General features: G+C 63.6%; 14 protein-coding genes. 10 read left to right on the top strand and 4 right to left on the bottom strand.

Annotated features, from left to right (window positions below; all coding sequences use genetic code 11):
* Positions 1 to 50: 50 nt before the first annotated feature.
* Positions 51 to 272, bottom strand: a complete 222-nt coding sequence (locus QGN30_RS13660; protein ID WP_008257310.1) for an MbtH family protein — start codon at positions 270 to 272, stop codon at positions 51 to 53.
* Between the two features lie 1,027 nt (positions 273 to 1,299).
* Here QGN30_RS13660 and QGN30_RS13655 point away from each other — a divergent pair.
* Positions 1,300 to 2,091, top strand: coding sequence for a GAP family protein (locus QGN30_RS13655; RefSeq protein WP_026071367.1), 792 nt, complete (start codon positions 1,300 to 1,302; stop codon positions 2,089 to 2,091).
* Between the two features lie 32 nt (positions 2,092 to 2,123).
* Here the strand turns inward: QGN30_RS13655 and QGN30_RS13650 are convergent, their stop codons facing one another.
* Positions 2,124 to 2,870, bottom strand: coding sequence for an ANTAR domain-containing protein (locus QGN30_RS13650; RefSeq protein ID WP_014380280.1), 747 nt, complete (start codon positions 2,868 to 2,870; stop codon positions 2,124 to 2,126).
* Positions 2,871 to 2,977: 107 nt separating this feature from the next.
* On the opposite strand from QGN30_RS13650, the gene QGN30_RS13645 reads away from it, so the two are divergent.
* From QGN30_RS13645 to QGN30_RS13630, 4 genes are all read left to right on the top strand, one after another.
* Positions 2,978 to 3,769: a transglutaminase-like domain-containing protein gene (locus QGN30_RS13645; protein ID WP_009953999.1), complete on the top strand. Its 792-nt coding sequence runs from the start codon at positions 2,978 to 2,980 to the stop codon at positions 3,767 to 3,769.
* Between the two features lie 250 nt (positions 3,770 to 4,019).
* Positions 4,020 to 4,487, top strand: a complete 468-nt coding sequence (locus QGN30_RS13640; RefSeq protein ID WP_225331839.1) for a DUF5994 family protein — start codon at positions 4,020 to 4,022, stop codon at positions 4,485 to 4,487.
* A 227-nt stretch (positions 4,488 to 4,714) separates the two neighbouring features.
* Complete coding sequence (locus QGN30_RS13635; RefSeq protein ID WP_014380282.1) at positions 4,715 to 4,849, top strand: hypothetical protein; 135 nt, start codon at positions 4,715 to 4,717, stop codon at positions 4,847 to 4,849.
* Positions 4,850 to 5,010: 161 nt separating this feature from the next.
* Positions 5,011 to 5,214 (top strand): cold-shock protein, encoded by a 204-nt coding sequence (locus QGN30_RS13630; RefSeq protein WP_008257323.1) that lies wholly within the window; start codon positions 5,011 to 5,013, stop codon positions 5,212 to 5,214.
* A gap of 151 nt (positions 5,215 to 5,365) precedes the next feature.
* Here QGN30_RS13630 and QGN30_RS13625 read toward each other — a convergent pair whose 3' ends face one another.
* Positions 5,366 to 6,604, bottom strand: coding sequence for a fatty acid desaturase family protein (locus tag QGN30_RS13625; protein WP_248923119.1), 1,239 nt, complete (start codon positions 6,602 to 6,604; stop codon positions 5,366 to 5,368).
* Between the two features lie 425 nt (positions 6,605 to 7,029).
* Between QGN30_RS13625 and QGN30_RS13620 the strand changes: the two genes are divergently transcribed.
* The 3 genes from QGN30_RS13620 to QGN30_RS13610 all read left to right on the top strand — a co-directional run bounded on the left by QGN30_RS13620 (position 7,030) and on the right by QGN30_RS13610 (position 9,295).
* Entirely contained in the window at positions 7,030 to 8,586 is a 1,557-nt protein-coding gene (locus QGN30_RS13620) for a succinic semialdehyde dehydrogenase (RefSeq protein WP_248923120.1), read from the top strand.
* An 87-nt stretch (positions 8,587 to 8,673) separates the two neighbouring features.
* Positions 8,674 to 9,108, top strand: a complete 435-nt coding sequence (locus tag QGN30_RS13615; protein WP_014380285.1) for a DUF4383 domain-containing protein — start codon at positions 8,674 to 8,676, stop codon at positions 9,106 to 9,108.
* 52 nt (positions 9,109 to 9,160) lie between these two features.
* Positions 9,161 to 9,295, top strand: coding sequence for a hypothetical protein (locus QGN30_RS13610; protein WP_008257331.1), 135 nt, complete (start codon positions 9,161 to 9,163; stop codon positions 9,293 to 9,295).
* 11 nt (positions 9,296 to 9,306) lie between these two features.
* Here the strand turns inward: QGN30_RS13610 and QGN30_RS13605 are convergent, their stop codons facing one another.
* Positions 9,307 to 9,702: a hypothetical protein gene (locus QGN30_RS13605; protein ID WP_038536521.1), complete on the bottom strand. Its 396-nt coding sequence runs from the start codon at positions 9,700 to 9,702 to the stop codon at positions 9,307 to 9,309.
* A gap of 359 nt (positions 9,703 to 10,061) precedes the next feature.
* Between QGN30_RS13605 and QGN30_RS13600 the strand changes: the two genes are divergently transcribed.
* Positions 10,062 to 11,024, top strand: coding sequence for a radical SAM protein (locus QGN30_RS13600; protein ID WP_165576461.1), 963 nt, complete (start codon positions 10,062 to 10,064; stop codon positions 11,022 to 11,024).
* Positions 11,021 to 11,422: a DUF6375 family protein gene (locus tag QGN30_RS13595; RefSeq protein WP_042792316.1), complete on the top strand. Its 402-nt coding sequence runs from the start codon at positions 11,021 to 11,023 to the stop codon at positions 11,420 to 11,422. The genes QGN30_RS13600 and QGN30_RS13595 overlap by 4 nt, the downstream gene beginning before the upstream one ends.

The following is an 11,422-nucleotide window of genomic DNA, read 5'->3' as shown; positions in this document are numbered from 1 at the left end:
TGAACCCCCCAAGCTCTACCGAAGTCCTTCATATGACATCGGTGTAAACATCACAAACCGGCGCGGGTCGGCGTGTCGCGGAGGCTTTTCGCCCGGATATCGGGCCAGTGTTCTTCGATGTAGTGCAGGCATGCGGCGCGGTCGGCTTGCCCAAAAACTACTCTCCAACCGGCGGGAACGGTAGTAAAAGTTGGCCAAAGACTGTGTTGTTCTTCGTTATTGACCAGGACGAAAAAACTGCCGCCGTCGTCGTCGAACGGATTGAGCTGCATTGATGGACCCCCTAACACCGAAACGAAACTCCAAGCGCTGCGCACCACACGAAGTACCGTGCGGCACTTAAGGATTGAGCCGTCAGGCTCGATCAGATGCGGTCGAAAACGGCGCCCGTGAGTTTGGACGCGGTGGCAACTGAGCCATGACGGCCATGGCAGACCCCCTACCCGGGTAGGCCACACGAACGTCAATGTTGCCATTCACGCTCCGCGGTGTACCCCGGCCGCTCGTTTCGAAACATTTGAATTACGTTCTCACGTAAGACATTAACAGCGGCCGTTGTTGCACTCGTGTCTCGCTGTCCAGCAAACAACTTTGACGCTCGGCACCGTTGACATCGCCACGACACGGGTGCCTTACCGTCCTTTTTCACAAGCGACCTAGGGAAATAATGAATTTGCCGGCCCGGCATTCCTGGCGTCGCTTACGTGAACGAAATATATTTGCCTCTGGCCCCGTCCGGCGGCTCGGCGCGCGGCGCCGTGGCCGCGGCGTAACCGATAAACCCGCCGCAGCTGCGGGCCGAATCATGGCCTTAACAGCCTATTCGCGGCGCGACGATTCTCAGTAGCCAATTGATACCCGGCGACACAGTCCGTTTGCCGCACAGTGCAAAAACGTACGGACGCTTGCTAAACCGCGATTAGCGCCCCGCCAGCAAGGTCGACACATCGAGCTTCGCCGTAGCTGTGGCGAGTCGGATTGCCACGGCGGCGTTCGACCAAGTGGTGCGTTTGCTTTCGGGCGTGAAGCTGCGCGCCTACGGCTGGCTACGTCTGGCGCACGATTCAACCGGCCGTTTTTGCCGGCGGGACCGGACAACCGGCAACCCCGGGGCCTTGTGATTGATCTCACGGGCGCGCTTGCACACCGCTCGTCGGCTTCGCCCGAATCCGTTGACCAAGATCAAGATTCGGCGCACAGCGGGCTCATAGCTTCGGGCGGGCCCCGCTCCGCCGCGGCGCCATCCGGTCGCGACCCGTCGGCGTTTAAGCGCCGACAGGTGCGGGTAGAGCTGCGGCCATGTGGGGGTCAGTGCTGGGCTTGGGAATTCTGGCTGCGCTCAACCCGGTTCGTCTCGGGCTCGCCCTGCTGATGATCTCGCGGCCACGGCCGGGACCGAGTCTGCTCGCCTACTGGATCGGCGGGCTGACGGTATGCGTACCCGAGCTCTTGCTCCCCCTGATGCTGCTGAACTTCACCCCCATGTTCGGGCACATCGCGCACGGTTCGTCTTCCCCTTCTACGGGCGCGACCCTCGGAAAGGTTCAAATCGGCCTCGGCGTGATCGGGCTGTCGATCGCGGCGGCGATGACGGTGCGCTTCGTGACGCGCCAGCGGGTGGCGCAACCCTCGCCCGACGCCCGATCGCCGGCACCGTCGTCAGCCTCCGCGGCGCCCATCGCCATGCCGCGGCTGCTGACCCGGGTCCAAGATGTCTCGAGCGACGACGGCTCCCCCGTCCGGCGCCTGCTCGGCCGCATCCACGACGCATGGGAGGGCGGGTCGTCGTGGGTCGCGTGGGTGATCGGGCTGATTTCGGTGCCGGTCGACGGCGTCCTCTTCATCGTCGCGATCATCATGGCCTCGGGCGCGTCGCTCACCGCACAGTTCGGAGCCGCCATCGCGTTCACCGTCCTGATGTACGCCGTCGTCGAGGTGATCCTCGTCGGGTATGTGGTCACGCCGGCCAAGACGCAATCCCTGCTCCGGGTGCTGCACGACTGGGTGCGGACCTACCACCGGCAGATTTTGGTCATCCTGTTCACGGTGGTTGGGGTGTCGCAGCTGGCCCAGGGTCTGCACATCGTCTGAGCCCCGATCGCGGTCCGCCCCGTGCCGGCGGCTCAGGCCGAGCGCGGAGGGCGCTTCGTCTCGACCAGCGTGCGGGCGATCTGCTCGACCCGGGTGTTCGTCTGCTGCGAGAGGCGGGTCAACAGGCCGAACGCCCCACCGGCGTCGATATTGAATCGTTCCATCAGCACGCCCTTGGCCTGCCCGATCACGTCTCGGGTCTCGATGGCGCGCATCAGTTGCTTGTTCTCGAGGGCCAGCGACTCCTGGCGCTGAGCGTAAAGACTGGCTTCCACGGCGCTGACGGCCTCGAGCGTGTGCAGCAGCTCGGCCGGATCCCAGGAGTCACCGCGCTCGACCTCGCGGGCCACCTCGGCAAGGAGCTGGCTGCTCTCGGAGACTTCCTTCACGCAATGCACCACCCCCACCAGCTCGCCATGGTCGAGCAGCGGGGAGTTGGTCGGCCTCCACACCTTGGGCAGGAATTCGTCGGGGGCGGCGGGATCGGGGATGTCGTAGCGCTGCAGCCGCATCTTATGGGTGTGGCCGGCGCGCATCGCGATCTCGAGGGACGACGCGAGGTTCGACGTCCCCGTCGCCTGCGGGTCCTTGGGATTGTCGGGGAATGCGTCGAACAGGTATTGCCCGGACAACTCGCCGTGTTCCCGGAGCGCGACGCGCTCGTAGGCCCGGCTTGCCGCCCGGATCCGCAGGTCGCGGTCGAGCAGCACGCAACAGACGCCCGAGACCCCTTGGACCATCTCTCGGGCGATCGCGTCGAACTGCCCCTGGTTGCGCATTGTTTATGCCACTACCCGTTTGTAAAAACGCTCAACCACCGAGGATCGCCGACCCGCGGCTGGCGATCCGGGCCCCTCCGGCGCACTATCTCGCTATGAGACGAGAAGTGGGCGCCGAGATTGAAGTCGAAATCACTGCGGCCACGACGCTGGAGTTCCAGATTGCCGTTGCGCCGCACCCGCGTGCTGAGGTCTTCGAGTCGCTGCGCTTCGTCTTGAACGGAGAGCAAATCCGGCCCTTGGAGGTCAGCGGACTGCACGGCAACCGCATCCACAAGTTCGACGCGGAGGTCGGCACGCTGCGCGTGGACTACGCCGCGACGATCGTGGGGCACACTGATCCGGCTCCGGTGACCGAATACGACCAGTCGATGTACCTGCGGCCGAGCCGTTACGCCGAGGCCGACAAGTTCTATGGTTTCGCCGCCACAGAATTCGGCAATGACCGCGATCCGACGGCGCTGCTGGAGCACGTCAGTTCCTGGGTGGGCACCAGACTCAATTACGTACCCGGCTCGAGCGATCCGATTGACGGGGCGGTGGACACCCTGCTCGCCGGCGAAGGTGTGTGCCGTGACTACGCGCATCTGGTCGTGGCACTTCTGCGAGCGGTCAGCGTGCCGGCCCGCTTGGTATCCGTCTACGCGCCCGGGGTAAATCCGATGGACTTCCACGCGGTCGCCGAAGCTTTCGTCGAGGGGCAATGGCGGGTGGTCGACGCGACGCTGCTGGCGCCGCGACAGACGCTGGTGCGCATCGCCACCGGTCGCGACGCTGCCGACACGGCCTTCCTCGATAATCACAAGGGCGCGATCACGCTGGATCGGCTGGTGGTCAGCGCCCTGGTGAACGGCGAATTGCCCCGGGACTCGATCGACCAACTGGTTTCGATCCGCTGAGGTCAGCCGCAAACCCGAACACCGTGTCATCGCATTTTCGATGAAATCCGCTGCGCCACGGCGTGTTTGCGCCACGGCGACGCCAAGAGCCGCGTCGCAAGCCGGTGGCAATCATGATTCGCGCTCGCGTTCGGACACGACCGGAGTAGGGTAAGACCATCGGCGATACCTCGAACGTGACGAATCAAAGCCATGTCATCGTCGATTCGAATGATTTGGCCCACTTCGCGGCCAAGACGGGAGCGTCAATATGGCGCCGCATGACGACCACACCACTGCCGGGGGCCGGCATGCCCCGCCGCTACACACACCGCGCCTGCGCCTGAAACCGAAGTCGCCCCGCAGCGGGTATGTCGATGGAGCGTGGTGGCCGCATAGTGACGACCTGACGGCGGAGCTGCCAGATCTGCTGGCAGTGCTATCGGTTCGGCTTGGTCCCGTGGGTCGTGTCATCTACAACCTCACCGAATGGGCAACGGCGCCAGCAAAATTGGCGTTCGGCCCGCAGACGGTACGGCTCGACGGATACCGCCGCCAGCCGGTTCACACCGTCGAGGTGCTCGGGCTCAATCGCCAGAGAATCACCCTCCTGGTGGTTTCACCGCACACCGACGAAAACGATGCGCACACCGTCATGATGACCGCGGCCGGCCCGAACAACGCCTTGACGGTCGCGAGCCTCATGATCAGCGGGCAAAAAGTGGACGCCCGCGAGTAGACCATGTCGGCCACATCACCATCAGCGCCGGATTCGACTGAGCCGTTTAACCTGACTTCGCGGTGCATTTTCGCCGGTCATGCCCGTTGCAGGCGGTCCGAATTATTTTGATTTGGAATATTAGGGCGGATCGTTGGTGGCGGCTTTGATAGCGGGTCGGGGTGCGCAGGAGGGGTGTATGCTCGCTAAATCGGGACCTGCCAGGTCCCCAAATCAAAAAGGCCGCGATGTCTGATAAATCTCCCCGGCAAACCATGGGCAAGAAATCGGGTAAATCCCTGAAAGAAAAACGAGCGGCGAAGCGGGGCAAGGCCGCCGAGATCTCGCAGGCGGAAGCCCTGCTGGTCACCAAGAAGCGCTGAGGCGACGACCTTCCTCGATAGCGCCCGTTTATCCGTGATCGGATTCCGCAGGTCCCCAGCGTGCGTGCGGCAATTAACCCCCGCTACTTTTTCGCTGGATTGTGTTACGGTTGACCCGGATGTAGCTAATTTCATCCGCTCCGAAAGAAAGCGAAATTCGTATGACACAGGGAACCGTGAAATGGTTCAACAGCGACAAGGGCTTCGGATTCATCGCCCCTGACGGCGGCGAAAAGGATGTATTCGTCCATCATTCTGAGATCCAGGAAAGCGGCTTCCGCAGCCTCGAGGAGAATCAGCGCGTCCAGTTCGAGATCAGCCAGGGGCCTAAAGGCCCCCAAGCGGTGGGAGTGACCACCCTCTAGCGGTGGAGAACGAAAACCCCTGGGGCTGAACGCTTTCCACACGGCCCATGGGCCGGGCGATGCCGTTGTTTCGGCCGCGGGGCTCGTGCGCCCGTCGAGATACGCGGGGCGCCAATCCAAAAGCCGCCTTGTCCTGCGTCCGCACTGCGCGCTAGGCGGTGCGGCCCCCCCGCTGGCCGCGTCTACCGCGGGTGAGCATCGCCGTCGCCAACCCGCGTCGCCTCACGTCAGTGTCCGCGATTGCTACTTGCGGCCGGCCCGCGGCGTCCCGAAATCTATGCTCGGACGCTGTCTCTGGCGCGTCGTCGGCGGTCGCGGACAAAAATCGGTCGGGCAACGCCAATTTGCAGATCGTGCGGACGGTGAGCAGGTACTGCCGGAGCAGCGGACCGGTGGTATATGGCAAGTCGTATCTGCCGCACAGCGCGCGAACCCGTTGAGCGATCTCGGGGTAACGATTGCTCGGCAGATCGGGAAACAGATGGTGTTCGATTTGATAGCAGAGGTTTCCGCTCATGAACGCCAGCGCCGGACCGGCTCGGAAGTTGGCGGTCCCGAGCATCTGTCGGAGATACCATTCGGGTTTCGTCTCGTTCTCCAAGACCGACGGGGTGAACTTTTCCGCTCCGTCCGCGAAGTGACCGCAGACGATGACCGCGTACGCCCACACGTTGCGTAATCCGTTGGCCACCACGTTCGCGGCGAGCGTGCGGCGCCATCGCCGTCGGCCCAGCGCAGGAAAGAAGATGTAATCCTTAGCTGCCTGGCGAGCCATCTTGCGGATCATCACCCGTTTGTGGGCAGATCTACCGGCCTCTGTTGTCTCGCGATCCCGCACCGCGTACAGGCCATGCAGCGCGACGCCCCATTCGAATGCCAGCGCCAGCAACACCGCGCGCAACGGTTGCGCCAGGGCGCTCGGCTCCCACTCCTGATCGCGCGTGACCCGCAGGACTCCGAATCCGAGGTCGTCGTCCATGCCCACGACGTTGGTGTACACGTGGTGCAGGTGGTTGTGAGAGGACTGCCAGTGCTTCGAGGGACCGACCATGTCCCATTCCCAGGTACTGGAATGGATTTCCGGATCGTTCATCCAATCCCACTGACCGTGGCTGATGTTGTGGCTGAGTTCCATGTTCTCGATGCACTTGGCCGCAGCCAGCGCTGCGGTTCCGAGGGCCCATCCGGCCTTCGATCTGCTGCCGATGAGGGTCAGTCTGGCCGCGACCTCCAGGCATCGCTGAAAGGCGATGGCCCGACGGATGTAGTCACGGTCCTTGGTGCCACGCGAACCTTCGACGTCGAAACGGATCGTGTCCAGTGCGGCCGCGAGGTTCTCGACGTCTTCATCGCTGAGGTGGGCGTATTCAGGTACTTCGGTAATCGCCATGGAATCAGTGAGATTCGGGCTGAGCGGAGACATGCGGACAGGGCGGGTTTACGAACCGCGGCAAAAGGGGTCACGTCCGATCTTGTGAGTGGTTACGCGCGAGTGGCGAGGATCGACGCGAGGTCAGATAAGCGGCGAACTTCTCGATCTAGAAAACCGGCCCGCGGGTTGGGGCGGCACGGCGACGCGTCCGGGACCTACCGGTCCGGTGGACGGCCGTATCATCTGTGTGAGAGCACCTGCCTGATCGGCTCGTGGGTTGGTCGATACCTGAGGCTACATGAGTTCTCAGACCCTTCGGACTCATCAGCGTCTTCCACTCGGTGATAGCCGCTCAAAACAAGCCCACGGGCACCGGAGGCCCCCGGCATCGCAGAGCCAATAGTCTGGTGTTTTGGACGCCTGCGCTTTTGAGAGGTGACGACATGCCCGCACCGTCAGCCGAGGTCTTCAACCGCTTGCGCCAGTTGGCCGCGATCAAGGACGCCACCGCACGCCAGACCAAGACGATCGACGAGGTCTTCACCGGCAAGCCGCTGACCACCATCCCCGTCGGCACGGCCGAAGACGTCGAAGCCGCCTTCGCCGAGGCGCGCGCGGCGCAGGCCGACTGGGCGAACCGTCCGGTCAGCGAGCGCGTCGATGTCATCAGCCGGTATCGCGACCTGGTCGTCGAGAACCGCGAGTTCCTGATGGATCTCCTGCAGGCCGAGGCGGGCAAGGCCCGATGGGCCGCACAGGAGGAGATCGTCGACCTGGTCGCCAACGCGAATTACTATGCGCGGGTCTCCGCGGACCTGCTGAAGCCGCGCACGGTGCAGTCGCTGCTCCCGGGCATCGGCAAGACCACGGTGGGTTACCAGCCCAAGGGCGTGGTCGGGGTGATTTCGCCGTGGAACTATCCGATGACCCTGACGGCGTCGGACTCGGTGCCCGCGCTGCTGGCCGGTAACGCGGTGGTGCTCAAGCCGGACAGCCAGACCCCGTATTGCGCGCTCGCGTGCGCCGAGCTTTTGTATCGCGCCGGCCTGCCGCGAGCGCTCTACGCGGTGGTGCCCGGGCCGGGCTCGGTGGTCGGCACCGCGATCATCGACAACTGCGACTACCTGATGTTCACCGGCTCGACCGCCACCGGCAGGCAGCTCGCGGAGCACGCCGGCCGGCGGCTGATCGGTTTCTCCGCCGAGCTCGGCGGCAAGAACGCGATGATCGTCACGCGCGGCGCCAACCTCGACAAGGCGGCCAAGGCGGCCACCCGCGCATGCTTCTCCAACGCGGGCCAGCTGTGCATCTCCATCGAGCGGATCTACGTCGAGAAAGACATCGCCGACGATTTCATCGGCAAGTTCGGGGCGGCGGTGCGCAACATGAAGCTGGGCTCCGCGTATGACTTCTCGATTGACATGGGAAGCCTGATCTCCGCCGGCCAGCTGGACACCGTGACCGACCATGTGGACGATGCGAAAGCCAAGGGCGCCAAGGTGATCGCCGGCGGCAAGGCTCGCCCCGACCTCGGGCCGCTGTTCTACGAGCCCACGGTGCTGACCGGCGTGACGCCGGAGATGGAGTGCGCGGCCAACGAGACGTTCGGCCCGGTCGTCGCGATCTATACGGTGGCCGACGTCGACGAGGCGGTCGAGAAGGCCAACGCCACCGAGTACGGGCTCAACGCCAGCGTGTTCGCGGGTTCCTCCGCCGAGGGCCAGCAGATCGCCGCGCGGCTGCGGTCGGGGACGGTGAACGTCAACGAGGGTTATGCGTTCGCGTGGGGCAGCCTCGGCGCACCGATGGGCGGGATGGGCCAGTCCGGCGTCGGGCGCCGCCACGGTCCCGAGGGCCTGTTGAAGTACACCGAATCGCAGACGATCGCGACCGCACGCGTGTTCAATCTTGATCCGCCGCTTGGCATTCCGTCGACCCTGTGGCAGAAGTCGCTGTTGCCCATCGTGCGGACCGTGATGAAGATTCCCGGGCGGAACTGACCTTCAGCCGCTTGGTGCGGCCCCATTGCCAGGCACTACTACAGCGCGTAGTATTCGGGCATCTTGCCGCGCACAAGGGGGTGCCATGTGAGGTGGAGTTTCGCCCAGGTCGGGCTGCTGATCATTTGTGTTTTCCACGTCATTCAGGCGGTGATCGGCTTCATCATGAATCCCAGTTTCGCGATCGGGCCCACCGCGCCGACCGTCCAGCTGTTCGGAATGGACTACAACGGGTGGCATGCCGTCGCCGGCCTTGCGTTGTTCGCTCCAGGCCTGGTCTTCGCGATGCGCAAGTCGTGGTCGGTGTTGTATCTGCTGCTCGCCGCGATCGCCGGTGCGCTGCCGGGCATTTGGGCGTTCTTCTCGCATCGGGTCGCGTTCGTGTTCACGTTTCCCAACAACGTCACCGACGCGGTCGTGCACCTGGTGACCGCCGCGATCATGGTGGCGGTGGCCGCCGTGCAGATCCGGATGGACGGCGGGCTCAAGCAATCGCTCGCCGACCTCCGGAAGGCACGGTAGGTCTTCAAATGCGCCGTTGCGGGTAGTCCTTCGGTCGACGAAGGAGATTGCGATGGGCAAGCACTCGGAAAAGGATGACGACGAGCCGAAGGGCGGCCGTCCCGGCCCCGCGGATCACGGCCACGAAGGCGGCATGGCGACTCGCGAGAACGCGCCGGAACTCACCGAGCCGGACCGTGAGGACTGACGGGGCAGAACCTACTTGGAGGGGTTGCGGGCTTCCTCGTAGCGGATGGACGCCACCAAAGCCACGGCGAGCAGGAACAGCAACGGCACGAACACCATCGGGTACGCGGCGACAGCGGCCATGGCGATGAGCGAGCCGGGCACCCCCAACGTCAACGCGGCCGTCGGATGTTTCTCGCCCATGCTGACGATCCTCGCGGGCGCCGCAAAAGCGATCGCGGCCTGCTGATACCGATCCGCCCACTCGCCGTAATACGAGCGGCGGGTCTGTTGGCCGCAGGCCACGCAGTTGCGCCCGTAAGAGTAGCGGGTTTTGAGGCCGCAGCCCATGCAGGTGTGGGTTGTCATCGGGCCCATGCTCTCATCACGGTGAGCGGCCGCCGCGGGCGAGGCGTTCGCCGCCGCCATTCGTAGGCCTGGTCGGGCTGACAGGATTTGAACCTGCGACCACTTGACCCCCAGTCGAAATATGGATGTTCGAGCGAACGCTGGCGCACACGTCCCTTCAAGTCAGCAGCGGTTTCCGGCCGCCGGGGAACTGACAAGAACGCCCGCGGCTTCGATCTCGTTGGGGTGCAGGTTGGGGTGCGGTACACACCGCACTACAAAGCGAACGACGGCTACAGCGCAACGGCGACCGGAGATTGCCCACATCTTGATACCACCAGGTGGATGTGCTCTGGCGGCGCAGTCGGGGTGCGCCAGCTCCGGCGCTGTCGCTGTCGAATTCGCCCATGTTGCCCCGTCGGACCGCCACAATAAGGCTGATGTACTTAGTAGGTGCGCGCCCCAAGCAACGGTGGGAGGCAACAAGTGGATCGGTACTCGCGTTGAAGCACCGATATGGCCCCGACGGCATTCACCTTTTCGACCGGCGCACTGGTCTGAATGTGCTGCTCGACGAGGTTGATGTCGAAGAGGCGCAGTGGGCACGCGCACCACGCCAGGTGTCGATCGCCCTCACGAACGCTTGCGATCTGGATTGCCCATTCTGCTACGCCCCTAAGAACGCCGCTGTTCTGGACGTTGCCCGGGTCTGCGCCTGGCTCGACGAACTCGACGCAGCTGACTGCTTCGGCGTCGGCTTTGGCGGCGGTGAGCCGACGCTTTACCGACGATTAGCTGAGGTCTGTCGGTACGCCGAAGAACAAACACGACTTGCAGTAACGATGACGACGCACGGGCACCGCTGGACGCCGAAGATGATCGACGCGCTGGCGGGTGCAGTGAACTTCGTGCGCGTTAGCGTCGATGGTGTCGGTGAGACTTACGAGCAGCTGCGACGACGCTCATACGCCGACCTTGTGCGACGTATAGCCATGATTGGCAAAGTCTTTCAGATCGGGCTTAACTGCGTCGTCAATACTTCGACGCTTCCGGATCTCACTGCTGTCGCTGAGCTTGCCGCATCTGTGGGCGCTGCTGAACTTCTGCTGCTCCCAGAACAGCCCGCGCGCGGGCGCAAAGGCATCACCTCCCATGCCCTCGCTGCACTACATCGTTGGATCGAAAGTTACCCCGGACCAGTTCCCTTGGCGCTTGGCTCGGGCGATGCTGGTCACCTCGCGATTGCCGAGCCACTCCCGAAGGAAATCGAATTGCGTGCTTACGCACACATCGACGCGTCCGGAATGCTGAGACGGACGTCCTATGACCCCACAGGTGAGGCTATTGATCATCGGGGTGTCATTGCAGCGATACGCCGCCTGGAACGCGGAGCCTCCGAATGAAGGTCTGGTACGGCTTCGGCACGGAACACTCAATGAATCTTGTGATGATTGGCCGATTCAAAGATGCGGCGGCCGCCGGTGCCGTTAAGAAGACAATCGAGAAGCTTGCATCCGCGGTTCAGCTAGAACTAGACGGAGGCCGCCTGACTATCGGCGAGCGAGACGATCGCTACAGCGACGAAATCTTGGAAGTTCTTCATGAACTAAATATTCATAACGTCTGGCCGTTTGAGCTTGAGCAGTTCGTATATGACGTCAACGTGCGGCGCGAAGACGACTCCATTGTGATCACCACGGACGAGAGCGATGTCCAGGCTCTGCTGAAGGTGCTACTCGACGGGGGCGCCCGCGTCGAGGTCTACTCGGCGCACGACTACCCGGATACCGCCGAAAAGTGA

The organism is Mycobacterium sp. 3-98, from assembly GCF_035918355.1.
GTDB lineage: Bacteria > Actinomycetota > Actinomycetes > Mycobacteriales > Mycobacteriaceae > Mycobacterium > Mycobacterium intracellulare.
The sequence above is the reverse complement of the archived record's forward strand: the minus strand, read 5'-3'. Positions and strand labels throughout refer to the sequence as shown.

What these genes read in the sequence shown, in the direction of transcription:
- QGN30_RS13660 (WP_008257310.1), bottom strand. Translation starts at nt 272, where the DNA reads ATGCAGCTCAATCCGTTCGACGACGACGGCGGCAGTTTTTTCGTCCTG.
- QGN30_RS13655 (WP_026071367.1), top strand. Translation starts at nt 1,300, where the DNA reads ATGTGGGGGTCAGTGCTGGGCTTGGGAATTCTGGCTGCGCTCAACCCG.
- QGN30_RS13650 (WP_014380280.1), bottom strand. Translation starts at nt 2,870, where the DNA reads ATGCGCAACCAGGGGCAGTTCGACGCGATCGCCCGAGAGATGGTCCAA.
- QGN30_RS13640 (WP_225331839.1), top strand. Translation starts at nt 4,020, where the DNA reads ATGGCGCCGCATGACGACCACACCACTGCCGGGGGCCGGCATGCCCCG.
- QGN30_RS13635 (WP_014380282.1), top strand. Translation starts at nt 4,715, where the DNA reads ATGTCTGATAAATCTCCCCGGCAAACCATGGGCAAGAAATCGGGTAAA.
- QGN30_RS13630 (WP_008257323.1), top strand. Translation starts at nt 5,011, where the DNA reads ATGACACAGGGAACCGTGAAATGGTTCAACAGCGACAAGGGCTTCGGA.
- QGN30_RS13625 (WP_248923119.1), bottom strand. Translation starts at nt 6,604, where the DNA reads ATGGCGATTACCGAAGTACCTGAATACGCCCACCTCAGCGATGAAGAC.
- QGN30_RS13620 (WP_248923120.1), top strand. Translation starts at nt 7,030, where the DNA reads ATGCCCGCACCGTCAGCCGAGGTCTTCAACCGCTTGCGCCAGTTGGCC.
- QGN30_RS13610 (WP_008257331.1), top strand. Translation starts at nt 9,161, where the DNA reads ATGGGCAAGCACTCGGAAAAGGATGACGACGAGCCGAAGGGCGGCCGT.
- QGN30_RS13605 (WP_038536521.1), bottom strand. Translation starts at nt 9,702, where the DNA reads ATGGCGGCGGCGAACGCCTCGCCCGCGGCGGCCGCTCACCGTGATGAG.
- QGN30_RS13600 (WP_165576461.1), top strand. Translation starts at nt 10,062, where the DNA reads ATGTACTTAGTAGGTGCGCGCCCCAAGCAACGGTGGGAGGCAACAAGT.
- QGN30_RS13595 (WP_042792316.1), top strand. Translation starts at nt 11,021, where the DNA reads ATGAAGGTCTGGTACGGCTTCGGCACGGAACACTCAATGAATCTTGTG.